Source organism: Micromonospora sp. NPDC000663 (assembly GCF_042898105.1).
Lineage (GTDB): Bacteria > Actinomycetota > Actinomycetes > Mycobacteriales > Micromonosporaceae > Micromonospora.
This window is the reverse complement of the sequence record NZ_JBIAYR010000014.1, coordinates 1-25413: the sequence shown is the minus strand read 5'-3', so window position 1 is coordinate 25413 and position 25413 is coordinate 1. Positions and strand designations below refer to the sequence as shown.

Annotated in this window: 24 protein-coding genes; 11 read left to right on the top strand and 13 right to left on the bottom strand. The window is 70.2% G+C overall.

Translation table 11 applies throughout. The features are described 5' to 3' along the window. Positions 1-37: 37 nt before the first annotated feature. Genes ACFY1S_RS27675 through ACFY1S_RS27665 form a run of 3 tightly spaced genes read left to right on the top strand, consistent with a single transcriptional unit; the run spans position 38 to position 2251 of the window. Complete coding sequence (locus tag ACFY1S_RS27675; protein WP_387123633.1) at positions 38-490, top strand: LLM class flavin-dependent oxidoreductase; 453 nt, start codon at positions 38-40, stop codon at positions 488-490. Next, complete coding sequence (locus ACFY1S_RS27670; protein ID WP_387123631.1) at positions 483-1514, top strand: LLM class flavin-dependent oxidoreductase; 1032 nt, start codon at positions 483-485, stop codon at positions 1512-1514. The genes ACFY1S_RS27675 and ACFY1S_RS27670 overlap by 8 nt, the downstream gene beginning before the upstream one ends. A gap of 32 nt (positions 1515-1546) precedes the next feature. After that, positions 1547-2251: an NADPH-dependent F420 reductase gene (locus ACFY1S_RS27665; RefSeq protein WP_387123629.1), complete on the top strand. Its 705-nt coding sequence runs from the start codon at positions 1547-1549 to the stop codon at positions 2249-2251. A gap of 101 nt (positions 2252-2352) precedes the next feature. Here the strand turns inward: ACFY1S_RS27665 and ACFY1S_RS27660 are convergent, their stop codons facing one another. Next, the gene (locus ACFY1S_RS27660) at positions 2353-3171 is read right to left on the bottom strand and encodes an SAM-dependent methyltransferase (RefSeq protein WP_387123627.1); all 819 of its coding nucleotides are present in this window, start codon (positions 3169-3171) and stop codon (positions 2353-2355) included. 82 nt (positions 3172-3253) lie between these two features. After that, positions 3254-4252: a PaaX family transcriptional regulator C-terminal domain-containing protein gene (locus ACFY1S_RS27655; protein WP_387123625.1), complete on the bottom strand. Its 999-nt coding sequence runs from the start codon at positions 4250-4252 to the stop codon at positions 3254-3256. Between the two features lie 260 nt (positions 4253-4512). Between ACFY1S_RS27655 and ACFY1S_RS27650 the strand changes: the two genes are divergently transcribed. Next, the gene (locus ACFY1S_RS27650) at positions 4513-5841 is read left to right on the top strand and encodes a PHB depolymerase family esterase (RefSeq protein WP_387123623.1); all 1329 of its coding nucleotides are present in this window, start codon (positions 4513-4515) and stop codon (positions 5839-5841) included. Between the two features lie 116 nt (positions 5842-5957). On the opposite strand, the gene ACFY1S_RS27645 is transcribed toward ACFY1S_RS27650, so the two are convergent. Beyond that, positions 5958-6572 (bottom strand): dihydrofolate reductase family protein, encoded by a 615-nt coding sequence (locus ACFY1S_RS27645; protein ID WP_387123621.1) that lies wholly within the window; start codon positions 6570-6572, stop codon positions 5958-5960. Positions 6573-6704: 132 nt separating this feature from the next. On the opposite strand from ACFY1S_RS27645, the gene ACFY1S_RS27640 reads away from it, so the two are divergent. The 3 genes from ACFY1S_RS27640 (at position 6705) to ACFY1S_RS27630 (ending at position 10040) form a co-directional block, all read left to right on the top strand. Next, a complete protein-coding gene (locus ACFY1S_RS27640) occupies positions 6705-8069 on the top strand; it encodes a pyridoxal phosphate-dependent decarboxylase family protein (RefSeq protein ID WP_387123619.1) in 1365 nt (454 codons plus the stop codon). A gap of 197 nt (positions 8070-8266) precedes the next feature. Then, positions 8267-8671 carry a superoxide dismutase, Ni gene (gene sodN, locus ACFY1S_RS27635; RefSeq protein WP_364363396.1) on the top strand — a complete coding sequence of 135 codons (405 nt, stop codon included), beginning with the start codon at positions 8267-8269 and terminating at the stop codon, positions 8669-8671. A gap of 61 nt (positions 8672-8732) precedes the next feature. Further along, on the top strand, positions 8733-10040 hold the full coding sequence (locus tag ACFY1S_RS27630) for a radical SAM protein (RefSeq protein ID WP_387123617.1): 1308 nt from the start codon (positions 8733-8735) through the stop codon (positions 10038-10040). 81 nt (positions 10041-10121) lie between these two features. Here the strand turns inward: ACFY1S_RS27630 and ACFY1S_RS27625 are convergent, their stop codons facing one another. The 4 genes from ACFY1S_RS27625 to ACFY1S_RS27610 all read right to left on the bottom strand — a co-directional run bounded on the left by ACFY1S_RS27625 (position 10122) and on the right by ACFY1S_RS27610 (position 15437). Next, positions 10122-11015: an SGNH/GDSL hydrolase family protein gene (locus ACFY1S_RS27625; protein WP_387123615.1), complete on the bottom strand. Its 894-nt coding sequence runs from the start codon at positions 11013-11015 to the stop codon at positions 10122-10124. Between the two features lie 65 nt (positions 11016-11080). Beyond that, on the bottom strand, positions 11081-11299 hold the full coding sequence (locus tag ACFY1S_RS27620; protein ID WP_387123614.1) for a hypothetical protein: 219 nt from the start codon (positions 11297-11299) through the stop codon (positions 11081-11083). A gap of 68 nt (positions 11300-11367) precedes the next feature. Beyond that, the gene (locus ACFY1S_RS27615) at positions 11368-14367 is read right to left on the bottom strand and encodes a glycoside hydrolase N-terminal domain-containing protein (RefSeq protein WP_387123612.1); all 3000 of its coding nucleotides are present in this window, start codon (positions 14365-14367) and stop codon (positions 11368-11370) included. 380 nt (positions 14368-14747) lie between these two features. Then, positions 14748-15437 carry a type 1 glutamine amidotransferase domain-containing protein gene (locus ACFY1S_RS27610; RefSeq protein WP_387123610.1) on the bottom strand — a complete coding sequence of 230 codons (690 nt, stop codon included), beginning with the start codon at positions 15435-15437 and terminating at the stop codon, positions 14748-14750. A 116-nt stretch (positions 15438-15553) separates the two neighbouring features. Between ACFY1S_RS27610 and bla the strand changes: the two genes are divergently transcribed. Then, positions 15554-16495 carry a class A beta-lactamase gene (gene bla / locus ACFY1S_RS27605; protein WP_387123608.1) on the top strand — a complete coding sequence of 314 codons (942 nt, stop codon included), beginning with the start codon at positions 15554-15556 and terminating at the stop codon, positions 16493-16495. Between the two features lie 43 nt (positions 16496-16538). Here bla and ACFY1S_RS27600 read toward each other — a convergent pair whose 3' ends face one another. From ACFY1S_RS27600 to ACFY1S_RS27580, 5 genes are all read right to left on the bottom strand, one after another. Continuing rightward, a complete protein-coding gene (locus ACFY1S_RS27600) occupies positions 16539-17477 on the bottom strand; it encodes a beta-ketoacyl-ACP synthase III (protein ID WP_387123606.1) in 939 nt (312 codons plus the stop codon). A gap of 167 nt (positions 17478-17644) precedes the next feature. After that, on the bottom strand, positions 17645-17851 hold the full coding sequence (locus ACFY1S_RS27595; protein WP_387123604.1) for a hypothetical protein: 207 nt from the start codon (positions 17849-17851) through the stop codon (positions 17645-17647). 68 nt (positions 17852-17919) lie between these two features. Then, a complete protein-coding gene (locus ACFY1S_RS27590; RefSeq protein WP_387123602.1) occupies positions 17920-18525 on the bottom strand; it encodes a class I SAM-dependent methyltransferase in 606 nt (201 codons plus the stop codon). A gap of 137 nt (positions 18526-18662) precedes the next feature. After that, positions 18663-20129, bottom strand: a complete 1467-nt coding sequence (locus ACFY1S_RS27585; protein WP_387123600.1) for an endo-1,4-beta-xylanase — start codon at positions 20127-20129, stop codon at positions 18663-18665. Between the two features lie 434 nt (positions 20130-20563). Beyond that, entirely contained in the window at positions 20564-21541 is a 978-nt protein-coding gene (locus tag ACFY1S_RS27580; RefSeq protein WP_387123598.1) for a GlxA family transcriptional regulator, read from the bottom strand. Positions 21542-21716: 175 nt separating this feature from the next. Between ACFY1S_RS27580 and ACFY1S_RS27575 the strand changes: the two genes are divergently transcribed. The 3 genes from ACFY1S_RS27575 to ACFY1S_RS27565 all read left to right on the top strand — a co-directional run bounded on the left by ACFY1S_RS27575 (position 21717) and on the right by ACFY1S_RS27565 (position 24292). Continuing rightward, positions 21717-22355 carry an HD domain-containing protein gene (locus ACFY1S_RS27575; RefSeq protein ID WP_387123596.1) on the top strand — a complete coding sequence of 213 codons (639 nt, stop codon included), beginning with the start codon at positions 21717-21719 and terminating at the stop codon, positions 22353-22355. A gap of 34 nt (positions 22356-22389) precedes the next feature. After that, positions 22390-23304, top strand: coding sequence for an NADP-dependent oxidoreductase (locus ACFY1S_RS27570; RefSeq protein WP_387123594.1), 915 nt, complete (start codon positions 22390-22392; stop codon positions 23302-23304). A 106-nt stretch (positions 23305-23410) separates the two neighbouring features. Further along, complete coding sequence (locus tag ACFY1S_RS27565) at positions 23411-24292, top strand: fructosamine kinase family protein (RefSeq protein WP_387123592.1); 882 nt, start codon at positions 23411-23413, stop codon at positions 24290-24292. A gap of 85 nt (positions 24293-24377) precedes the next feature. Here the strand turns inward: ACFY1S_RS27565 and ACFY1S_RS27560 are convergent, their stop codons facing one another. Continuing rightward, positions 24378-25301: an oxidoreductase gene (locus ACFY1S_RS27560; protein WP_387123590.1), complete on the bottom strand. Its 924-nt coding sequence runs from the start codon at positions 25299-25301 to the stop codon at positions 24378-24380. Between the last annotated feature and the right edge of the window lie 112 nt (positions 25302-25413).

Below are 25413 nucleotides of genomic sequence, written 5' to 3'. Positions count from 1 at the left end.
CCGACGGCGACCAGACCCTGACCCCGGACTGCCGCTCATGCTCGCGATCATCGGCGGACGGCCACAGCGGTTCGCCGGCCATGTCGACCTCTACCTCCAGGCACTCAAGCAGTTCGGGAACCCCGTACAGCCGATCGGGCAGCACTCACTCGGCCTTGTCGCGGACACCGACGAGGAGGCGGTGGAAACATGGTGGCGGTACTGGCAGCCGACAGTGGCGCGGCTCGCCGAGGAGCGCGGCTTCTACAAACCGGACCGCGCACGCTACCAGGCCGAAATCGACAACGGAGCGTTGTTCGTCGGGTCCCCGGAGACGGTCGCCCAGAAGATCGCCACCATGGCCCGTGATCTGCGACTGAGTCGATTCGACCTCAAATACGACATCATGCACCTGCCTCGCGAGGCACGCGCGCGCACCATCGAGCTGCTGGGCAGCGAGGTCGCGCCGCGGGTCCGGGAGCTGTTGGCGAAGGAGCCCACCCATGTCTGACCTCGTGTTCGGCCTCGACACCTTCGGCGACGTACCGCAGGACGACAACGGTAGGCCGGTCTCCCACGCCGCGGCGATCCGTCAGGTCGTCGACGAGGCGGTGCTGGCCGACGACCTCGGCGTCGACGTGATCGCCCTCGGCGAGCACCACCGGCCGGAGTATTCGGTGTCGACGCCGGAGACCGTGCTGGCGGGCATCGCCTCGCGTACCTCGCGCATCCGGCTCTCGTCCGGCGTGACGGTGCTCAGCTCCGACGACCCGGTCCGGGTGTTCCAACGCTTCGCCACAGTCGACGCGCTGTCCGACGGCCGGGCCGAGGTGATCCTCGGTCGCGGCTCGTTCACCGAGTCGTTCCCCCTGTTCGGCTACGACCTGGCGGACTACGACACGCTGTTCGAGGAGAAGATCGAGCTGTTCGCGAAGCTCCTCGACGAGAAGCCGGTCACCTGGAGCGGCACTCTCCGTGCGCCCCTCAAGGACGCCGACGTCTTCCCGAAGACCGAATCGGGGCACCTCACCACCTGGGTGGGTGTCGGCGGCTCGCCGCAGTCGGTCGTCCGCACCGCGCAGTACGGCTTCCCGCTCATGCTGGCCATCATCGGCGGCGCTCCGGAGCGGTTCGCGCCCTACATCGACCTGTACCGGCGGGCGGCCGACCAGCTCGGCACCACCGCGCACCCGGTCGGGATGCACTCACCCGGCTTCATCGCCGACACCGACGAGGAGGCCAGAGAGGTGTTCTGGCCGCACTACCGGGTCATGCGGAACCGGATCGGCGCGTTGCGGGGCTGGCCACCGATCCGTCGCGAGGAGTTCGACTCCGAGGTGGAGCACGGCTCGCTCTACATCGGTTCACCGGAGACGGTGGCCCGCCGGATGGCCCGCGCCATCGGCAGCCTCGGCGTCGGCCGGTTCGACCTCATCTACACGGCGGGAGCCCAGCCGGTGAGCGCCCGGATGCGTGCCGTGGAGCTCTACGGCTCCCGGGTGATCCCCATGGTCCGCGACATCCTGGCCGGCTGAACCACCGCACCGGCACCCTGGAGGGGAAAGACATGAACGTCAACGACCGGCCGCAGACCCTCGCCGTCCTCGGGGCCGGCAAGGTGGGTACCGTCCTGGCCCGGCTCGCGCTCGCCGCCGGCTACCGGGTGCTCGTCGCCGGCTCCGGCGACCCGGCGAAGATCGCCCTCACCATCGAGGTGCTCACCCCCGGGGCGACCGCTACGACATCGGCCGACGCCGTGGCCGACGCCGACGTCGTCATCCTCGCCCTGCCGCTGGGCAAGTACCGGGCGATCCCCGCCGAGGCGCTGCGCGGCAAGCTCGTCGTCGACGCGATGAACTACTGGTGGGAGGTCGACGGCATCCGCGACGACCTGACCGACCCGCGCACGTCGTCGAGCGAGATCGTCCAGGCGTTCCTGGCCGGCGCGCGGGTCGTCAAGGCGTTCAACCACATGGGCTACCACGATCTCGAGGACGAGGCGCGGCCGGCCGGGGCCGCCGGCCGCAAGGCCATCGCGATCGCCGGGGACGACCCCGCTGCTCTCGCCGCCGTGGCGTCCCTCGTCGACACTCTCGGCTTCGACCCGGTCGTCGCCGGCGCTCTCGCCGACGGGGTACGGCTCGAACCGGGCAGCGAGTTGTTCGGAGCGAACGTGAGCGCCGCCGAGGTGCGCGCCATGCTCGACCGGTTTCCCGAGTCGGAGCGCGGGCGGGTCATCGCCTCCGCGCGCGGCTCCGACCTGCCCGGGTGACGGACGCCGCCGGAACAGGGGCGGTGCGAGCGCGACGGGTCAGCCGGCCGGAGCCCTCCTGCGCGCGGTCGACAGCTGGAACGCGTACCGGTTGCGGCCCGTCACCTGACCCGGGCGACGGCGCCGTTGAACGACACGTCCCGCACGGAAGGCCGCGGCTGGGGCGCGTCGTCGGCACGCCACCGCGACACCGAGACGATGCCGGGCTCGACGAGCTCCAACCCGTCGAGAAGGCCCGCGAACTGCTCGGTGGCGCGGGCCTGGAACCGGCCGTCCTGGTTGTTCGCCTCCAGTTTCGCGGTCACCTCGGGCGGCAGATATTCCCAGGTCACGTGCGAGGCGACGACATAGCTGCCGGACGGAAGCGCGGCGACGAGGCGGTCGAGGATGCTCCTGGGGCCCTCGTCGTCACGGATGAAGTGCAGGATGGCCACCAGCATCAACGCGACAGGCCGGGTGAGGTCCAACGTGGCGCGCAGATCCGGATGGGCGAGGATCCCTTCCGGGTCACGCAGGTCGGCGTCGAGGTAGGTCGTGCGGCCCTCGGGCGTGCTGTTGAGCAGCGCGCGGGCGTGGGCGAGGACGATCGGGTCGTTGTCGACGTAGACGACCCGCGCCGTCGGGTCGATCGCCTGGGCGACCTCGTGCGTGTTGTCGGCGGTCGGGATGCCCGTCCCGATGTCGAGGAACTGGCGGACACCCTGCTGCGCCAGGAACCGCACCGTGCGGTGCAGGAACATCCGGTTCTCCACGGCGGCGAGCCGGATGGTGGGCATTGCCGCCGCGAGGGCGTCGCCGGACTGCCGGTCGGCGGCGAAGTTGTCCTTGCCACCGAGCAGGTAGTTGTACCTGCGGGCCGGGTGCGCGACAGTGGTGTCGATCCGGTCTGCCGCCGAAAGATCTCCGCTGCGGAACGTCACCCAGGCCTCCCATCGCCACGCCGTCTCCACAAGGTACACAGCGCGCCACCGACGCGATGCCCGGTCGCCGGCCGGCTGATCGTCAACCGGCCGTCCCGTCCCGGCAGCCATGTCCCGGGTTCTCGTCGCCGCGTACTCCCGTCACGAGGTCCGTGGTGGTGTGCGCCCGCACGCCCGGCTCCGCGCCGTCGGTGAACCGCGCGACTACCGCTCGGACGTGCCGCTCGGCCGGCTCGGCGAGGCCGTCGTAGACGGCCGCGAACAGCTCCCGGGCCGGCCGCCGGGGCCATTCCGCCGGAAGGAGTTCCAGCGGCAGCTGCGGGTCGAGGATGGGAAAGCGCCGGAAGGTGTCCATGACCTCGGTGCGCGCCCGCACCGCGGCGGCGCCGTCGACCCGCCCCGACCGTACGAGTGGGACCAGGGGCCTCCACCGCCGCAGGAACACCTCGTAGTGTCCGCTGATCGCCTCGATGTCCCAGGCCTCCATGGGCGCTCGTTGGCTTGTCGTGTCGAGCGCGGACTGCCGGCCGCGGAACACCGTGACCCGGCCCGCCGACAGTTGACCGAGCAGTTCCCGCGCCGGTGGGGTCAGCTCGTACGGCGAGATCCACAGTCCGTCGTACAGCGGCGCGTACCCGAGCCACCGGAGCTGGCCGCGCAGTGCCCGCCGCTGCGCGCCGCGGTCCTGTGGCAGCGAGAAGGCGACAGTCGTCCAGCACCCGTCCCACGACGTCGTCGCGGCGGTGGAGGTCAGGATCCACTGTGCCCCGGCGGAGAGGTTGGCGGCGGCGGCACGACTGAGCCGGTACGAGCTGCGCCTGCCGTGCCGGCTGCCCTCCAGCACGCCCCGACGGGAGAGCCGGCTGATCGCGGTCCGCGCGCCGGCGGTGGTCACCCCCGACTCGGCGAGCAGCGCGACGATCGCTGCGGACGGGAGCGCGGCGCGGGTCCGCACCGTGTAGTCGGCGAGCAGGGTCACCGCGACGCCCTGGGGCGAGTTGCCGGCCTGGCGCCGGGGAAGCCGGAGCGAGTGCTCCCCGTCGTCCGGATATATCTCCTCGATGTCGAACGGGCTCGCCACAGGCCCTCCGGGCTCGACTCGGGGACGTCGTCCCGACTCTAAACCGAACGTCGGCGGCCCCGCCCACCCTCTTGATCGAGGCATATCGATTGACACTTATCCGTCCTGAGGGAACACTATCTGCTACGCGATCCCGTACGGAGCCGGCAGGGCATGCACACGTACCAGGCGATGCGCGATCACGCGGGCGGCCGGGCACACCCGCGACCGGAACGCGCGGCCATTCCCAGCCCGCACAGGTGATCGAAGGAGTCGTCCCCGTGACAATCAGAAGGAAACTGCTACTACTAGGCCTCGCCGTGTCGCTGGTGGCCGCCGGCCTGATGGTTCCCACCATCCGCCCCGCGTACGCCGCGTCGCTGGTCGAGGTCACCAGCTTCGGCGACAACCCGGGCCGGATGCGCATGCACGTCTACGTGCCGGACACCCGTCCGGCCCGGCCGGCGGTCGTGGTGGCCATGCACGGCTGCGGCGGGTCCGGCCCCGGCTTCTACTCCGGCAGCGAGTTCGCCGCACAGGCCGACAGGTACGGATTCATCGTGATCTACCCGAGCGCGACCCAGCAGGCCGGGTTCGGCAACTGCTTCGACACCTGGTCGGACGCCGCCAAGCGTCGCGGCGGCGGCAGCGACCCGGTGTCGATCATCTCCATGATCCGGTACGCGCAGCAGCAGTACGGCGCCGACGCCGACCGGGTCTACGCCACCGGCAGCTCGTCCGGCGGCATGATGACCAACCACATGCTTGCCCTGTACCCCGACGTGTTCAAGGCCGGCGCCGCGTTCATGGGCGTTCCCTTCAACTGCTTCGCCAACGCGGCGGACTACCCGCCCGGCAGCAGCCAGTGCACGGGCGGCAGCATGAACCGCACCCCGCAGCAGTGGGGTGACGCGGTCCGCCAGGCCTACCCCGGCTACACCGGCCCCCGCCCACGGGTGCAGTTGTGGCACGGCACCAACGACACGCTCGTGCCGTACTCGCTCCTTCAGGAGACGATCGAGCAGTGGACGAACGTGTTCGGTCTCAGCCAGACACCTACCTCCACCGACACGCCGCAGGCCAACTGGAACCGGCGCAGGTACGCCGACTCCAGCGGCACCGTCCAGGTCGAGGCGTACAGCATCCAGGGGGCCGGGCACAGCCTGCCGGCCAGCGGCATGGCCGCGGCGGCCGTCGCGTTCTTCGGCCTGTCCGCCCCGCCCACGACGACGCCCCCGCCCACCACGCCGCCGCCCACCACGCCGCCGCCCACCACGCCGCCGCCGGCTTCCGGCGCCTGCCGGGTGAGTGTCGCCATCAACGCCTGGAACACCGGGCTCACCGAGAACATCACCATCACCAACACCGGCGCGAGCGCCGTCAACGGCTGGTCCCTGGTGTTCACCCTGCCCGGCGGGCAGAGCGTCACCTCGGGCTGGAACGCCTCCTACTCCCCCGCCTCCGGGCAGGTGACGGCCCGCAACGTCGCCTACAACGCAGGCATCCCGCCGAACGGATCGGTCACCATCGGCTTCCAGGCCACGCACACCGGCAACACCGCCGGGCCGGGTTCGTTCACCCTCAACGGCGCGGCCTGCACGATCGCCTGACAACGGCGAACGTCGGGACAGCTCCGACCGGCCCCGTCGCGCACAGCGGCGGGGCCGGTTCGAACCGTCACCGTCGAGTGGGGCCCGGCGGGCCGGGACGGGCGACGGCGAAGGCGTCAGTTTCCTGCCGGCACCTGGTCCTTGACCTCGTCGTAGCTCACCGCGCCGGGCGCCGCGGTCGGCGCGTAGATCACGCGGATCACGCCCGTCGGGAACACCTCGGTCGCGGTCACCTTCAGGTGGTACGGCGTCTCGCCGTCGTCGAACAACCTGCGGCCCTTGCGCGCGGCGACAGGATGCACCAGCAGGCGCAACTCGTCTACCAGTCCAGCGGCGAGAAGCTGCTGCACCACCGAGATCGACCCGGGAATCAGGACACCCTTGCTGCCGGCGTCGGCCCGCAGCGCGGTCACGACGTCGACGAGGTCACCGGCTAGCAGTTCCGAGTTGCGCCAGGAGAACGTCAGCGGCTGGCGGGAGACGACGATCTTGCGTACGTCGCCGAGTTGCTTGGCGAACGACGCGTCCTCCCCACCGGCGGCCTCCCGGTCCGGCCAGGCGCCGGCGAAGCTGTCGTACGTCTCGCGGCCGATGAGCAGGACGTCGGCGGCGTCGTAGTCCTCGCCGACCGCGCGGCCCATGTTGTCGTCGAAGTACGGGAAGTGCCAGTCGGGGTCGATCTCGGCCACACCGTCGGCCGAGATGAACAGCGTGGAGATGACCTTCGCCATCGCGGTGCCCCCTTCGAATCGGGTGATGTCATCAGGTGAACCGCCACAGCATCGCAAATCCTCGCCCGGCCACGGACACCTCGCCGCGACAGTGGTCGTCGACCGGCTCCCGACCGGGGATAGGGTGCGCCGATGGAGGACCTGACCCAGCTGTTCCGCCTGGCCGCCGACCACGCCGCCGACTACCGACGATCGCTGCCGGACCGGCCCGTCGCGCCGCCCGACCAGGCCGCGCTGGCACGGGCGTTCTCCGGTCCGCTGCCCGCCGCACCGACCCCGGCGCAGCAAGTGGTGGCGGACCTGCTCGCCGCGGCCGAACCCGGCCTGGTCGCCAGCGCCGGCCCGCGCTACTTCGGTTTCGTGGTGGGTGGCGCGCTACCGGCGGCGACCGCCGCCGACATGCTCGCCGTCGGCTGGGACCAGCTCGCCTTCAACGCCGTCACCTCGCCGGCCGCCATCGCGGCCGAGGCCACCGCCGGAGCGTGGCTGAAGGAGCTGCTGACCATCCCGACGACCGCGTCGGTCGGCTTCGTCACCGGCGGACAGGCCGCCAACACCGCAGGGCTCGCCGCCGCGCGACACCAGGTGTTGGCCGACGCGGACTGGGACGTCGAACGACGCGGGTTGGTCGGCGCGCCGCCGGTCCGGGTGGTCGCCGGAGCGGAGCGACACGCCACCATCGACAGGTCGCTGCGCCTGCTCGGCCTCGGGGTGGACGCCGTGCAGCCGGTGCCGGCCGGCCCGAACGGCGCGATCGACCCCGGGGCACTGGGCGACGTTCTGCGGGCCGGCCCCGTGGGCCCCACCATCGTGTGCCTCCAGGCCGGAAACGTGAACACCGGCGCCTGCGACGAGTTGCGGGAAGCCTGCGAGCTGGCACACCGGCACGGCGCCTGGGTGCACATCGACGGCGCCTTCGGCCTGTGGGCCGCGGCGAGTCCCGCCACCCGTCACCTCGTGGACGGGCTGGAGCTGGCCGACTCGTGGGCCTGCGACGGCCACAAGTGGCTCAACCTGCCGTACGACACCGCCTTCGCCTTCTGCGCCCGGCCCGACTCACACGCGGCGGCGATGTCCTTGAGCGCCGCGTACCTCGTCGGTTCCGGTGGCGTGCCGGCGGGCGCGGAGCTCACCGCCGAGTCCTCGCGCCGCGCCAGGGGGTTCGCGGTCTGGGCCGGCCTGCGCGAGCTGGGGCGCGACGGGCTCGCGGCCCTGGTGGACCGCTGCTGCACCCTGGCCGGCCGGTTCGCCGAGGGTCTGACCGCGGCCGGGTTCGAGGTGGTCAACGAGGTGGTCCTCAACCAGGTGCTTGTCGACTTCGGTGACGACCCGCGCACCGACCGGGTGGTGGCCGCGGTCCAGGCGGACGGGACCTGCTGGGCGGGCGGTACGACGTGGCGGGGCCGGCGACTCATGCGCATCTCGGTGTCGAACGCCACCACCACGGAGGCGGACGTTGACCTGTCGGTCGCGGCGATCACCCGCCTCGCCGCGTGACGTCGGCCTGGACGAGGCGCTCCGCGTCACGCCGGTCACGGGCGACGATTCTCACACGCGGTTCCCCCGGGTGCTGCCGGAGCAGGAGCGGCACAATCGGTGTGCGGCGGGCCGACGACGACGGAGGTTGACATGAAGCGCGGTTGAGGTCTTAACCTCCGCCGTGGATCACGTTGCTCGCCGTTGGAGGGATTCCGATGCACCTGCCCCGCCTGTTCAGCCCGCGCACCGTCGTGAGCGCCCACTGTGACCTCCCCTGCGGCGTCTACGACCCGGCCCAGGCCCGTATCGAGGCCGAGTCGATCAAGGCGATCGCGGAGAAGTACCAGGCCAGCGACGACCCGGAGTTCCGCACCCGGTCGCTGATCATCAAGGAGCAGCGGGCCGAGCTGGTCAAGCACCACCTCTGGGTGCTGTGGACCGACTACTTCAAGGCACCGCACTTCGAGAAGTACCCGCACCTGCACGGTCTCTTCAACGAGGCCACCAAGCTCGCCGGCGCCGGCGGCGCGAAGGGGGCTGCGGACCCGGCCGTCGCGGAGCAGTTGCTCGCGAAGATCGACGAGATCTCGAAGATCTTCTGGGAGACCAAGCAGAGCTGAGCCGTCGAGACCGGGTGGCCGCGCGCCACCCGGTCCGGCACACCCGATCGGAAGGACCCGCATGACGTCGCTTACCGACCTCGTCGAAGAACTGATGAGCCGATTCCCGCAGGTGCCCCGCGAGGCGGTCATCAAGGAGGACCTGCTGCGTGGCGGCCTCGCCTTCGACGACGCGGCGTTGACCGACAACGAGAACGGCGACGTCAAGCCGAAGTCGTACTTCATCTTCTCCTTCGACCACCGGACGCTTCCGGAACTGGGGACCGCCGCGCTGCGCCGGCCGCCCGAGGAGATCGTTCTCACCGGTGGGCCGTACGAGCTGCGCCGGACGGTCGTCTCGGTCCGGACCAATCCCGGCTCTCCGTACCGCGTCCGCACCGACAGTGACGGGCGGCTGCGGCTGTTCCTGGACGGACGGCCGATCGCCGACGTCGGACTACCGCCGATGCCCAACTACTACCGGCACACCCTCGCCAACGGGAAGTCGGTGATGGAGGTCGCCCCGACCATCCAGTGGGGCTACCTCATCTACCTGACCGCGTTCCGGGTCTGCCAGTACTTCGGGGCGAAGGAGGAGTGCCAGTACTGCGACATCAACCACAACTGGCGGCAGCACAAGCAGGCGGGTCGTCCCTACACCGGCGTCAAGCCCGTCGACGAGGTGCTGGAGGCCCTGGAGATCATCGACCGGTACGACACCGAGCAGGTCTCGCAGGCGTACACCCTCACCGGCGGCAGCATCACGTCGCACGTCGGCGGGCTGGCCGAGGCGGACTTCTACGGCCAGTACGCGCAGGCGATCGAGGAACGGTTCCCGGGGCGGTGGATCGGCAAGGTCGTCGCACAGGCACTCCCCCGAGCCGACGTGCAACGGTTCCACGACTACGGGATCCGCATCTACCACCCCAACTACGAGGTGTGGGACAAGCGGTTGTTCGAGTTGTACTGCCCGGGCAAGGAGCGGTACGTCGGCCGGGAGGAGTGGCATCGCCGGATCCTCGACTCCGCGGAGGTGTTCGGCCCGCGCAACGTGATCCCGAATTTCGTGGCGGGCGTCGAGATGGCCGCCCCGCACGGCTTCACGAGCGTCGACGAGGCGATCGACTCCACGGCCGAAGGGCTGGAGTACTTCATGTCGCGCGGGATCACGCCCCGGTTCACCACCTGGTGCCCGGAGCCCACCACGCCGCTCGGACGGGCCAACCCCGAGGGCGCGCCGCTGGAATACCACGTCCGCCTGCTGGAGGTCTACCGGGCGACGATGGACGCCCACGGCCTCTCCAGCCCTCCCGGTTACGGGCCGGCCGGTGCGGGTCGAGCCGTCTTCTCGGTCAGCTCGTTCATGGACAGCCTGCCCGCACCCGCCTGATCGCCCGAACCAGCGCCGACGCGGCCGAGCCGGCCCGCCTTCGCGAAAGAGGGGGGCCGGCTCGGGCGACCGCGTGTCCGGTCAGCTGTTGAGGCGGGCGAGCAGCGCGGTGGCCATGCCCTGCTCACCGCGGGCGTTCGGGTGGAACGGGGCGGCCGCGTTCTGCGGCACGAGTCCCTCGACCCACCGGGTGCTGCTGCTCTTGCACGCGTCGCGGCCGATCGACGGGGTGTACACGTCGGCGTAGGTGGCGCCGTTCGCGGCCGCGGTGTTGGCAAGCATCGCGTTCAGCGACTTCTCGACGGCACGCAGGTACGGCACGTCCTGGTAGGCGATCGGGACGACGGGCCAGCAGCCGTATCCGCTGTCCGGCACGATCGCCGGGTAGCCGAGCACCACGACCCGCGCGCCCGGCGCGGCCCGGCGGATCCCCTGGAGCACGCTCGTCACCTTCGGCGCCGTGGCGGTGATCCGGGCCTGCAACTGGTCGACGCCTCCGGCGGTGTAGCGGTCCTTGCAAGGCTGCCCGAGCGGGCTGCTGAGGCTGGCCTCGGCGCAGTCGCCGATGATGCCGGCGAAGCCGATGTCGTTGCCGCCGATCTGCACGGTGACCAGGGCGGTGTTCGACGTGACCGCGTTGAGCTGCGGCGGGAGCGCGATGCCCAGACTGCCACTGCCGCCGTAGAGGACGTCGTCGGTGGTGGCGCCGGAGCAGCTCACGTCGGCGAACGACGAGGAGCCGGCCGACGCGGCCACCACGGCCGGGTAGTTGCGGCTGGACCGCAGGCAGTTCAGGTCGATCTGCGTCGGAACCAGCGGGCCGGAGGTGTACGAGTCACCCAGAGCGACGTAGCGGCCGGTGGGCACGGCGGCGCTCGCGGGTGTGGCGACGGTGAGCAGCACGCCGGCGGTGGCCGTGGCGAGTGCGGCCAGGCGTGCGGCTGCGCGCAGGAACGGAAGGCGGGGACGGGTCATGACGCCTCACAGACGGGATCACGGTGGGGGTGGTGCCAAGATCCTGTCGCCGCCGACGGCTCACGTCAATATCGACGATCCTCACTAAATATCGCTGTGGAGTGTGGGACGGAGAGGTGCCGCTCCCACCCCGGCGGGACCACGATCAGGGCGTGCTGCTGCGCCCGGGTGACGTTCTGCGGCGCCTGGATCACCGCGTTGTTCACCGCGCTGTTCGACCGGTTGAGGATCACCAGTGCGATCTTCCCGTCGCGCCGATGGATCCGTCGCCCGTCAAGCGCCATCCGGTCCCGCTCGCGTCCGGACGGGACACGCGCGGGGCCGGGTGGTCGGCAGGTGCGTACGGACGCCGTCAGGCGCCGATCGCGATGGCGAAGATGTGCATGGTCGGCACCCCGGATGCGGGTCGGGCACTGATGTTCGGCAACTCCACCCGGGCCACCGCCTTGCTCTGCAACGCCACGCCCACGTAGTAGATGCAGGCGGCCGTGGCCTGACGCTGGTTGCCGGGCCGGTTCTGGTACGCGGTCACGATGGCCGCCGTACCAGCGGAATTCGGTCCCCCGTACCAGTCGGGAGAACTCAGGGTGAACGTCTGACGGGTGCCGTCGGCGTAGACCACCGCCGCGGTCCCCGACACCGCGCCGTACGTGCCGGCCAGGAGAAACCCGAGAGTACGACCGGTGCCTGTCACGCTTATCGACTGGCCCGAGGCGATGGCGTTGTCGGCGACTCCGGGGCTGACGTTGGGCCAGCGAAAGGTGGCCCCGTCGCGGCTCACCGTGCTGCCCGGGGTGACGCCGGCCTGCGCCAGCGCCTGCGCGGAGAGCGTGGCCCCGTTGCCGTCGAAGTTACCGACGCCCGTGTTGGTGTCGTTGGTGATGCCCGCGTTGGTGAAGCTCTGCTCCAACGTCGGTGTGGTGGCGCCGGAACTGGTGACCCGGTAGGTGCGTCCGGCCTGCACGGTGACGTCGATCAGGTCGCCGTCGATCCGCGTGGTCCGGGCTGCCGTGCCGTCGGCGGTGTCGACAACCGTGACGGTGCCGGTCAGGATCCGCGACCGCAGGCGGACCGTACCGGCGCGGTCCGGCCGCAGGAGAATCTCGGTGGCCTGCCCGTTGGCCCAGGTGATGCCGACCGTGTGCCCGCCCCGGCCGCGCAGGCCGGCCACCCGGCCGCTCGGCCACGCCGGCGGCAGCGCCGGCAGGACGTGCAGCTCACCGGCGTGGCTCTGCAACAGCATCTCCGCGATGCCGGCGGTGGCGCCGAAGTTGCCGTCGATCTGGAACGGCGGGTGCAGGTCGAACATGTTGGGCGCGAGGCGTGCGGTGGTCGCGAGGTAGCGGATCAGGTCGTGGGCCCGCTTGCCCTCCTCCATCCGCGCCCAGAAGTTGATTTTCCAGGCCAGCGACCAGCCCGTGCCGTCGTCGCCACGCAGCTCCAGCGTCCTGCGCGCGGCCTCGAACAACTGTGGCGTACCCCGCTTGGTGATCTGGTTGCTCGGGGCCAGCCCGTACAGATGGGAGATGTGCCTGTGGTTGCGCTCGGTCTCCACCCAGTCGTAGAGCCATTCCTGGATGTTGCCCCGAGATCCGATCTTCATCGGGGGAAGCCTGTCGCGGCTGGCGCGCGCCTGGGCGCGGAACGTCTCGTCGACGCCGAGGATCTCGCTGGCCCGGGCGCAGCCGTCGAACAGGTCCCGCAGGATCTGGTTGTCCATCGTGGGGCCGGCGCAGACGCTGGCGTCCGTGTGGTGGCTCAGCTCCGGCGAGTTCGACGGGTTCGTGACCAAATAGCCGAGGGTCGGCTCGGTCACCAGGGTGTTGAGGAAGAACTGCGCGGCACCCTTCATCGCCGGATAGTTCGCCCGCAGGAACTCGATGTCGCCGGTGAACAGGTAGTGGTCCCAGATCAGGGTGCTCAGCCAGGCTCCACCGGTCTGCCACATGCCCCAGAAGGCGCCGTCCACCACCGAGGTGGCCCGCCACGCGTCGGTGTTGTGGTGGGTGACCCAGCCGCCCGCCGCGCCGTACTGCACCTGCGCCGTACGGGTGCCGGCAACCGCGAGGTCCCGGATCATGTCGAACACCGGGCTGTGACACTCCGACAGGTTCGTCGTGTTGGCCAGCCAGTAGTTCATCGGCAGGTTGGCGTTGATCGTGTACTTGGAGTCCCACGACGGGGTCAACGAGTCGTTCCAGATGCCCTGGAGGTTGGCCGGCTGGGTGCCGGGCCGCGACGACGAGATCAACAGGTACCTGCCGAACTGGAACAGCAGCGCGGAGAACTGCGGATCGTTGACGCTGTTGTGCTGGGCGATCCGCACGTCGGTCGGCTGGTCGGCGGCGGAGGTACGGCCGAGGTCCAGGCTGACCCGACCGAACAGCGCCTGGTAGTCGGCCACGTGCCGGCCGCGCAACTGGTCGTAGCTGCTCGCCCGCGCCGCGGTGAGGCGCCCCCGCGCGAGACCCTGGTAGTCACCCCCGACGTTGCGGTAGTTGACGTAGCTGGAGCCGATGGAAATCAACAAGGTCACGCTTGTGGCGTTGGTGACCCGCAGTGTGCCGCCGGAGCTGGACACGGTGCCGCCGCTGACTGTGGCGTTGGCCAGCGCGAGGAAGCGGACCGAACCGTTGATCCCCTCCTGGTTGCCGGAGACGCCGTCGAGCGAGATGGTGGTGCCGTCCGGGCTGGCCACCGACGTCCGTTGCGGGCTGTCGAAGGTCGCGGTGAACGTGACCGACCCGGCCCGGTCGGCGGTCAGGCGCATCGCGATGACCTGGTCGGGCGCGCTCGCGAACACCTCACGCTGGTAACGCACACCGTTCATCACGTACGTCACCGACGTGGTCGCGGTGGTCAGGTCCAGTTGCCTGTCGTACTGCGAGGCGGAGCCCGAGGTGGGAAAGGTCAGCCGGAGGTTGCCCACGGTCTGGTAGGCCAACTGCCCCACCGGGTTACCGAGCATGTTCTGGTTGATGAGGTTCTGGGCCTGGGTCCACTGGTTCGCGAAGACCAGTCGTCGGATCTCCGCCAGCGCTCCCGCACCCCTGGTGTTGCTGGGATCGTGCGGGCCGCCGGCCCAGACGGTGTCCTCGTTGAGCTGTAGCCGCTCCGAGTCGACGTTTCCGAACACCATGGCGCCGAGCCGGCCGTTTCCGATCGGTAGCGCCCGGAGCCAGTCGGTGCCGGCCGACTCGTCGTACCAGAGCGCCAGATCCCCGGCCGCCAGCACCGCTGGAGGCGCCGCGGATTCACCTCGGGCCACCGCCGTCCACGGTAGCGGCAGCAGGGCGCCGCCCGCGCCGGCCGCGCCCATCTTCAGGGCCTGCCGTCGGGTCAGGTCTGACATCGATCCTCCAAACGGTGACCGATCCGGCCACCCCGCGCGCGCGACAGGAATGAGAGCCACAGTGGATCCGCTCGGTGGTGCCACAACACGACGTCGCCCCGTGGGGCCCTGGGCACCCATCGACGGACAAACATACGATGTGTTTCGCGAACGTTACACCGGGGTCGCGAGATAGGCAACGATCGATCGATGTGGACCTTGTCGTCCGCAGCACAGTGACCAGGAAGATTCAGAGGAGATTCGCTGGCGGCCGCAGAGGCGGGCGGTGCCGACACGCATAGCGCCACGCGCATACATCAGATGTCACAGTCGTCAGGTGCAGCGACTCCGTCCGGCGGGACCACTGGTCGTGGCCCCACCGGATGGAGGTGGCGCTGCTGTCAGCCGTTCCGGGCGACCAGGGAGATCAGCTGGTCCGCGGCCGGACCCGACGAGGCCGGGTTCTGACCGGTGACGAGCAGACCGTCGGTCACCACGTACGGCTCGAAGTTGCCGGCCTTGGAGAACTCCGCCCCCTTGGCGGTCAACTCACTCTCGACGAGGAAGGGCACGACCTTCGTCAGGCCCATCTCCTCCTCCTCGCTGTCGGTGAAACCGGTGACCCGCCGTCCGGCGACCAGCGGCTCACCACCTGGCGTCGTACAGCGCCGCAACACTCCCGGTGCGTGGCACACAAGCGCGATGGGCCTGCCCGCCGCGACGACCCGCTCGATCAGCTCGACAGATGTGTCGTCCTCGGCGAGATCCCACAGCGGGCCGTGGCCGCCCGGGTAGAAGACGGTGTCGAACTCCTCGACCGACACCGAGTCGAGCCGTACCGTCGAATCGAGCTGGCGTTCCGCCTCGGCATCCGCCTCGAACCGGCGGGTCTCATCCGTCTGGAAATCCGGCTCCCTGCTCTTGGGGTCCAGGGGCGCCCGCCCACCCTTGGGTGAGGCGAGCGTCACGTCCCATCCGGCGTCCCGAAAGCGGTAGTAGGGCGTCGCCAGCTCCTCCAACCAGAAGCCAGTCTTGTTTCCGGTGTCCCCCAGCTGGTCGTGCGAGGTCAACACCATCAGAACCTTCGTCATGTCCGCTCCCATCAGCAGTCTCACTGACAGGTACCCCGGCTGGCGGGGGCGATACTATGGCCGCCGTCTCCCTGTCCGCGAGCGTCAGCCACCAGCACAAATGGAGGTTTCGGGTCATGCTCCGTTCCCGCGCCGACGCCGGGCCGACAGGACGTCTGACGACGGCGGCCGCCGCCGCGGCGGCAGTGGTCGCCCTGGCCGCCTGCAGCAGCGTCCCCGAGCCGGCCGAGGCACCGGTACGCGACCGCGATGAGGCACCGGTCAGCGCCTCCCCCACCCCCGATCGCAGCCAGGACTTCCCCCGGCTGGAGAAGACGTACGGGGCACGGCTGGGCGTCCACGCCATCGACACAGGCACGGGTCGGACGGTGCGCTACCGCGCCGACGAGCGGTTCGCCCACGCCTCGACGTACAAGGCGCTCGCCGCCGCCGAGGTCCTCGACGCGACCACCGACGCGGAACTGGACCGGGTGGTGCGGTACTCGGCGAGCGACCTGGTGACGCACTCGCCGATCACCGAGCGGCACGTCGCCGACGGGATGACGTTGCGCGCCATCGCCGACGCCGCAGTCCGGTACAGCGACAACACCGCCGGCAACCTGCTGCTGCGGCACCTGGGTGGACCGAAGCGGTTCGAGGCCGAACTGCGGAAGATCGGCGACACGGTCACCGACGCTTCCCGGTACGAGACAAGCCTCAACGAGGCGACGCCCGGCGACAGGCGGGACACCAGCAGCCCTACGGCACTGGCCGACGACCTGCGGGCGTACGCCGTCGCCGACGCCCTCGAACCCACCGACCGCGACACCCTCATCGGCTGGCTGAGGGGCAACACCACAGGCGGCACCCTGATCCGGGCCGGCGTTCCGGACGGCTGGATCGTCGGTGACAAGACCGGCACCGGCGGGTACGGCACCCGCAACGACATCGCCGTGATCTGGCCGCCGGATCGCGCCCCGATCGTCCTCGTCGTGCTGTCCAGCCGCGACGAGAAGGACGCCACCCCCGACGACGCCCTCATAGCCCTGGCCACCGAAGCGGTGATCGCGCAGCTCTGAGCGTCGCGGCACGGCTCGCGCGCGGTGAGCGGAGCCGGGCTGATCAGGGGCAGCGCACCACCTGGCCGGCGTAGGACAGGCCACCGCCGAACCCGAACAGCAGCACCCAGCCCCCGGAGGGGATTTCACCACGCGCGACCATCTTGGACAGCGCCAGCGGGATGCTAGCCGCCGAGGTGTTGCCCGAGTCGACGACGTCCCGGGCGATCACCGCGTTCTCGGCGCCGATCCGTTGGGCCAGTGGCTCGACGATGCGCAGGTTGGCCTGGTGCGGGACGATCGCCGCCAGTTCCGACGGGTCGATGCCGGCACGCTCGCAGACCGAGATGGCGATGCGCGGAAGGGCGGTCGTCGTCCACCTGAAGACCGTCTGCCCCGCCTGCTGGAACGTCCCGTCGCGTCCCTCGATGCGGACGGCGTCGGACATCTCCGGCACCGAGCCCCACACGACGGGCCCGACCTCCGGCTGCTCGGCGGCGGTGAGGACCGCGGCGCCCGCACCGTCACCGATGAGCACGCAGGTGCTCCGGTCCGACCAGTCCGTCCAGTCGGAGAGTCTCTCCGCGCCGACGACGACGGCCGTGCGCGCCGCTCCCGCGCGGATGGCGTGGTCGGCGGTGGCGAGGGCGTGCGTGAAGCCGGCGCAGGCGACGTTGAGATCAAGCGCGGCCGGACTCGGCAGGCCCAGCCGCGCGGCCACCCGGGCGGCGATGTTGGGCGACCGGTCCTCGGCGGTGCAGGTGGCGACCAGGACGTAGTCGACGTCCTCGGCCCGTACGCCGGCGTTCTCCAGAGCGTGCCGGGCCGCCTGGGTCGCCATCAGGTCGACGGACTCGGTCTTGTCGGCGATGTGGCGGGTACGGATCCCCACCCGACTGCGGATCCACTCGTCGCTGGTGTCGACCATGCGCGCCAGGTCGTCGTTCGTGAGCACGGCGGCCGGCTGGTAGTGACCGAGCGCGAGAATGCGTGAGCCACCCATGGGCTGTTGCTCCGATCGTCGGCGCACCGTGCGAGTGGCACGGGGAGAGCGACAGTGCTCCCCGCCCAGGATGCCACCGGTGGACCTGGCGTCCGGCCCGTAACCACATGCTGGACGACGGTCCCACCCGCGCGATCTGACGACCGGCCGTCACCTGAGGCGATACCTCACGCGATCTCTCTGGCGCGACGCGTCCCGCCGGAACGCTTGAGGGCGACGGCCCCGCCGACGACGAAGATGACGCTGAGGACCAACCCGACCAGATTGCCCTCGGTCAACGTGGCGAAGAAACCCAGAATGCCCACGATGACCGCCACTCCCCCGAGAAGTCGCATGAAGTAGCCGCCGAGGGACCTGACTCGTTCATTCGTCATGGCGAGTGGTGTTGCCCGACACTCGGGTGCCACAAACGTCGATGGACGCGGGGCGTCGTCGGCGATCCTCAGGCGGTCGCGGTGGCCGCGATGACTGCGTGCGGCCGCTGAGTGTCATCGCCGGGCCGCTGAAGGCGTTCCACTTCGGTGAAGCCGGCTCGCGCCAGCCGCGCGGAGAATTCGTCGACCGGCCAGCGATAGGCGGTAACGACCTTGTGGTCGAACGCGCCAACCTCGTCGGCGTCGAAGAAACCGATCACCACCGTCCCGCCCGGGGCCACAGCCCGCCGGAGCCGCGCGAGCACGCCGTCGAGGTCCGGCGGCGGAAGGTGGATCAGTGAATACCAGGCCAGGAGCCCGGAGAGGGACCCGTCGGCGACGTCGAGGGTGTCGATGGTCCCGAGCTGGTACCTGCCACCCGGGTGGGTCGCCCGGGCGTGGTCGATGAACTCCGGGACCATGTCGAGTCCCCTCGCGTCGACCCCCAGCGAACGGAGGTGGTCGGTGAGGTGGCCGGGCCCGCAGCCCAGGTCGAGCACCGCGCCGGGCCGGCCCGCCAGATGCCGCCCGATGAACGCGAGGTCGTCGGGGTGTACCTGCTCGCGGCTGCCGAACAGCCCGATGTAGAGCTCCGCGACCGCTGAGTACGCCTGCCGGACCCGTTCCACGTTCACCTGGCGACTATAGGGGCTCGATCTGGCCGACTGCGGTGCCGCCGCCGTGGGCGGTGGCGACGGTGGCGCGGACGGGTGCGTCCGCGCCACCGCTGCCGGTATCACTTCGAGCGGTCGCGCCGCAGGTGACTGGTGGTCTACCCGATGCGGACCAGCTGCCACTGCTGGTTGTTGCCACCCCAGTCGGTGTACTGGACGATGTTCCCGCCGTCGGCGGTGGACGCGCCCTGGACCTCGACCGCCTTGCCGCTGTTGCGGTTGATCAGACGCAGGTAACCGCCGCTCGATTCGGCGATGCGGAACTGCTGGTTCGTACCGTTGCCGTCGCTCCACTGGACGATCGCGCCACCGTCGGAGGTGGAGAAGTTGTAGACGTCCAGCACCTTGCCCGAGTTGCGGGACTTCAGCCGGTAGTAGCCACCGCCGGAGTCCACGAACTGCCACTGCTGCCACGCGCCGTCGTTACGGGACCACTGGGTGATCCGCGCGCCGTCAGCTGTCGCCCGCTCGTACACGTCGAGCGCCTTGCCGCTGTTCCTGTTCACCAGCACGTACCAGGCGGTGGTGTCCACCGGGGTGCCCGGCGGGGGCGTCGACGGCGGGTTCGATCCCTCGTTCAGGGCGTTGAGGACCGCGGTGTACGCGGCCTTCTTGTTACCCGACCTGTCGAACAGCAGCGCGTTGTCGGAGCCTCGCCACGAGTCGCTGTCCCGCACGCCCCAGACGGTGATGCCGGTGCAGCGCGAGACAGCCAGGCAGGCCCGGGTGACCGAGGCGAAGATGTTCGCCTGGTTGGAGCCGGTCATCACGTCCAGCTCGGTGATCTGCACGTCCACACCCAGATCAGCGAACCGCTGCAGATTCGCCTGATAGTCACCAGCCAACGTCGTACCCAGATGCGACTGGAACCCCACACAGTCGATCGGCACACCACGAGACTTGAAGTCCCGCACCATGTTGTAGATACCCGTCGACTTCGCGTTGATCCCATCGGTGTTGTAGTCGTTGTAACACAACTTCGCACCCGGATCCGCCGCCCGCGCCGCCCGGAACGCCGCCTCGATCCAGTCATTACCCGTCCGCTGCAGATTCGAGTCACGCCGACCGCCACCACCACCATCAGCGAACGCCTCGTTCACCACATCCCAGGCATAGATCTGCCCTCGAAAATGCGTCGCCACCTGCGTCACATGATTGATCGCCGCACTCCGCAACGCCGAACCCGACAAACCCTGCGCCCACCCCGGCTGCTGCTGATGCCACAACAGCGCATGACCCCGCACACTCATCCCATTCGCACGGGCATGACTCACCAGACGATCACCACCGGTATAACTGAACCGCCCCTGCTGCGGCTCGGTGGCATCCCACTTCATCTCGTTCTCGGCCACGACACTGTTGAACTCGCGGTTCAGGATTCCGACGTACTGACTGTCGGAGAGCTTGCCCGTCGCGACCGCGGCACCGAAGTAGCGGCCCTTCTCGGCGGCCGACGCCCCGAGGGTCGTCCCGGCACTGGCCGTCGGGGCCAACGCCATCGTCATGCCCGCGGTCAGGGCGACCGCGAGGGTCGCCGTCGCCAGCAGCGTTCTCTTGGGTCTCATGTTGTTCCTTCTCAGTGGTTGCATCGGTGGTGGTGAGGTGCCACTTCACCCAGGACCGGAAGAAGCCGTTCGGTGCGGCCGACGCTCGCTGGACCGAGGAATCCGGGACGGTCATCCTGGCCATCTCGCACTGACGCACGCGGTCCGGCGGGGTGTCGCCGGCGACTGCGGAGAGCCCTGAGGCGACGTCCACATGCCCAGGGGGACGCCGTGCTCCGAGGTGCGGCCGGCGTGGCTCGCCCGGTGAGCCACCGGCGCCGCCGTCCTCTCCATCGAGAGTGAGCGATAACATGCTGTTCGTCAAGACGTAACGAACGAGCCATATCGATGCCTTCGATATGCTCGCTTTCCCGCTCCGAACCTCGCTCCCCCGTCGCCGGGCCGCGCCGACCGCACCTGGACCTACCTTGTTATCGCTCACAGGTGAGCGCCGGTCAGGACCTCGGGTCGGCGCGGCGGGTGGTGCTGAACCGGCGCTGGTAGGCGGCGGGGCTGATCGACAACTGACGGGCGAAGACCCGCCGCAGGCTCTCGTAGCTGGGGAACCCGGCGAGGGTCGCGGCCTGCGTTGCCGTGTGCCCCTGGTCGAGCAACGCCCGGGCCAGATCGAATCGAATGTTCTCCACGTACCGGGCGGGTGTCGTGGCCAGCTCGTCGTGGAAGAGCCGGGTGAGGTGCCGGGTACTCACGTTGAGATGCTTCGCGAGTTCGCCGAGCGAATGGTCGGCCCGGGGGTTCGCCGTCACCAGGTCGATGATCGAACGCAGCGCCGGCGAGCGGGGCGGCGGTCCCTGCAACGGCGCCGAGAACTGGGACTGTCCGCCCGCCCGCTGCATGTACACCACGAGGGCGCGCGCGACGTCTCGTGCCACGTCGGGCCCGTGGTCCTCCTCGACGAGCGCGAGCGCCAGGTCGATACCGGCCGTCACCCCCGCCGAGGTGTACGTGGCACCGTCGCGAACGTAGATCGCGTCCGGTTCCACGCGGCTCGTCGGATAACGGACGGCCAGCTCGTGCGCGACCCTCCAGTGCGTGGTGGCACGCTTGCCGTCGAGGAGGCCGGCAGCGGCGAGGACGAACGCGCCTGTGCAGATCGACGCGACCCGACCGGCACGGGCAGCCGGAGCCCGCGCGGCGTCGGCCAGGTCGGCGGGGACACCGACCCGCGGGTACCGGTCGGAGCCGGCCACCAGGAACGTGTCGACCGCCGGTGCCGGGACGACGGCGCCGTCGACCGCCATCCGGATCCCGAGGTTCGACGTGACGTCCGCGCCGTTCGGGGAGAGCAGCGTGATTCGGTAGTCGGCACCGAACCGATTCGCCTCCTTGAACACCTCGGCCGGGCCGGCGACGTCCAGCAGGGTCACCCCGTCGTACACCAGGATCGCCACGCTGTGCGGACCTGCGTTCACCGCGGCCCCCGACCGCGTCGGCGAACCAGGCGGCGTGGACACCGTCTATTGGTAGCACGCCTCCTGTCCTGATCTGAGGGGAACCCGGCCAGACAAAGGCGGCGACGGACGAGGATCAGTGGGCAGCATGGGCGTGGAAGCAGAGTCCGCGCATTTTCCGGAAGGGCCATGCACCATGCCAGAGGTCATCGCGGGGTGGGAGATTCCTGAGACAGCGGCGGTCGCGGAAGCGACACGGCACATCCAGGAGACGACCAACTCCCTCATCTACCACCACTCGCGCCGGGTCTACCTGTTCGGCCTGATCCACGCCGCCAGGCTCGGGGTGAAACCGGATCCGGAACTGCTCTACCTGGCGGCCATGTTCCACGACAGCGGCCTCCTGACGCCCTTCTCCGATGTCGAGCAGCGCTTCGAGGTCGACGGCGCCGACCACGCGCGCCGGTTCCTCCTGGACCGGGGTTTCTCCGCCGCCGCCGCCGAGACAGTCTGGACGGCGATCGCGCTGCACACCACGCCTGGCATCCCCGACCGGATGGGCCCGGAAATCGCGACCACGTACCTCGGTGTCCTGACCGACGTGCTCGGTCTCGGCCTGGACGGACTGGACAGCGATCAGCTGGCCGAGATCCTGGCCACCCATCCGCGCGGGGATTTCACGAACGAGTTTCTGCGAGCAACGGTCGCCGGGTTGAAGGGCCGCCCCGAAACCACCAACGGCACAGTGAACTCCGACATCCTCGAGCACTTCATCCCCGGCCTGCGACGGGTGACGACTGTCGAGCGCATCACCGGTTCGCCCTGGCCGAGCTGACCCGATCCGACGTACCTCCTGAAAGGTTTTGATCATGCGGGCGATAGTCGTGCGAGACCGGGACGCGGGTGTCAGTGGTCTCGCCCTCACCGACATGCCGTATCCCCACGCCGCGGAGAACGACGTCATCGTCCGGGTGCACGCCGCCGGGTTCACGCCGGGCGAACTCGACTGGCCCGCCACCTGGACCGATCGGGCCGGCCGGGACCGGACGCCCACCATCCCAGGGCACGAGCTGTCCGGAGTCGTGGCCGAGCTGGGCTACGGAACCACGGGCCTCACCGTGGGTCAACGGGTGTTCGGGCTGACCGACTGGGCCCGCAACGGGTCGCTGGCCGAGTACACAGCGGTGGAGGCGCGCAACCTGGCCCCCCTCGCGGCCGACATCGACCACACCGTGGCCGCCACGCTGCCCATCTCCGGGCTGACCGCCTGGCAGGGGCTCTTCGACCACGGCCGCCTCACCACCGGTCAGACCGTCCTCGTGCACGGCGCCACCGGCGGGGTCGGCTCGATCGCCGTACAGCTCGCTCGGGAGGTGGGCGCCCACGTGATCGGTGCCGGACGAGCCGGGGACCGTGACCTCGCGCTGGCCCTGGGCGCGCATACCTTCCTCGACCTGGGCGCCGACGACCTGCGGGACGTCGGCGAGGTCGATGTGGTGTTCGACGTCATCGGCGGGGACATCCTCGAACGATCGACGGCGCTGGTACGCCCGGGCGGCACGGTCGTCACCATCGCCACGCCACCGACCGTGCAGCCGAGGGACGGACGGGCCGTCTTCTTCGTCGTCGAACCCGATCGCGCCCGGCTCACCGACCTTGCCGAGCGCGTCCGGAGCGGGCGGCTCAAGCCCATCGTCGGTGCCGAGCGACCACTGGCCGAAGCGCCCGCCGCGTTCGCCCGCGACCGCCGTACGCCCGGCAAGACGATCATCAAGGTCGGGTGATCACGATGGCGGTGGGCCGGATACGGTGGCCTCCTCCTCGGCCGGTGCGCCTCTCGGCACCGCCGAGGCCACCACTGGCACCCCGGAGCGAAGGAGACCCATCCTGATGCGCTCGACCACGTTGCTGCGGGAACGCCTGCTCCGGGCGGGGATGCGGGAGATCGTCACGGTGGAGCCGGCGTCGGGCGGGCTCGCGGCGCTCGCCGGCACCGCCACACGACGGGACGCACCGCCGGTGTTCGTCAAGGCCTTCGCCGAGGCGCCGGGCGACGACGTGTTCGTCGCGGAGGCCGAAGGGCTGGCCGCGCTGCGTGAACTGGGCAGGGTGGCGACTCCGGAGGTGATCCTGGCCGAGCGCGAACTGCTCGTGCTGTCCCTGCTGGAGCCCAGGCCGCGCAGCGAGGCCTTCTGGGAGCGGTTCGCGCACGAGTTGGCCCGCATGCACATGGGTACGACGCATACCCGCTTCGGCTGGCACCACGACAACTGGCTGGGCCGCCGCCGGCAGATCAACACCTGGAATGACGACGGCTTCGCGTTCTTCGCCCAGCATCGGCTGCTCCGGTGGCTCGGGCAGCCTCGCGTCGAGGCGGCACTGGACGCCGCGGACCGGGCCGCGTTGGAGCGGCTGTGTCACAGGCTGCCCGACCTGCTGCCGGAGCGGCCGGCGTGTCTGACGCACGGCGACCTGTGGGCGCAGAACATCCTCGCCAGACCGGACGGACGGCCCGCGCTCATCGACCCGGCCGTGTCCTACACCTGGGCCGAGGTCGATCTCGCCCACGTGTGGTCCACCTCGCCACCGCCGGAGGCGCAGCGGTTCTTCGAGGTCTACGCGGAGCTGACCGCGCTCGACGAGGACTGGCCGGCTCGCATGCCGATCGTCCAACTGCGCCAACACCTCGCCGTGCTCGCCCAGTTCGACGACGACTGGGGCGCGGCCGATCACATCCGGGCCACCCTCGCCCCGTTCCGGAAACGGACCTGACGGGCGTTCGACGGCGCGGCGCCCCGATCCCCACGACCGCCGGCCCTCCGTACGGTCAGGCGGTCTGGCGGTGCGCCAAGGGCGCTCAGCCCCTGCCGATGAGGTCGAGACCCGTCAGGTCCGCCGAGAGCGACCAGAGGCGGGCCGCGTCAGCGCTGTCGGTGGGGGTGCTCCCGACGATCCGGCAGTCCACGCAGTAGTCGCCGCCGTTCGCGGCGAGCTGCGGTGACGTGGCGGCCCACACCTGCGTCGCCGCGCCCTGCTCGGCGGTCTTGAACAGGCCCGGTCGGGGCGTCCCGTGCGTGTCGATCCAGCCGGCGGCGACCATCTCCTCGACGTCGAGGTGTCGTTGCAGGCCGGTGAGGATCCAGCCGGGGTCGACCGAGAAGGCGCGGACCCCGTGCGGCCTGCCGAGCAGGTCGAGGTGGCGCGCGAACAGGATGTTCGCGAACTTCGACTGGGTGTACGCCTCCCACTTGTCGTAGCCGCGCTCGAACTGCACGTCGTCCCACCGGATACGCCAGGTCGGGTTGCGCCCGGAGCTGACCGATACGACACGGGCCGCGCCGGGAGTGGTGAGCGCCGGCCACAGCAGGTTCGTCAACGCGTGGTGGCCGAGGTGGTTGGTCGCGAAGTGCGCCTCCCACCCGGGCCCCACACGGGTCAGTGGGCAGGCCATGATTCCGGCGCCCGTGATCAGGATGTCCAGGGCACGATGCCTGCTCAGGAAACGGTCGGCGAACGCGTGGACCGAGTCGAGGTCGGCAAGGTCGAGCTGGTCGACCTCGACCCCTGTCACACCGGCGAGCGCCCGCTGCGCGACGTCCGGCCGCCGTGCCGGTACGACAACCCGAGCGCCGGCCCGGGCGAGGGCGAGGGTCGTGGCGAGACCGAGGCCGGAGGAGCCACCCGTGACGACAGAGGTCGTGCCGGTGAGGTCGATTCCGGCGAGGACGTCACCGGCCGTGCTGTGGGCGCCGAACGGCGTGTGCGTCGTGTGACTGGTCATGCCGCGGACGCTAGGTGCTAGTGCCGTGACCACGAACGTTGACGGTGTTGGGGTCAGGCTGCTCGGGTGGCGGGTTGGCCCCAGCGTCGTTGTCGTTCGCTGCGGATGCGGG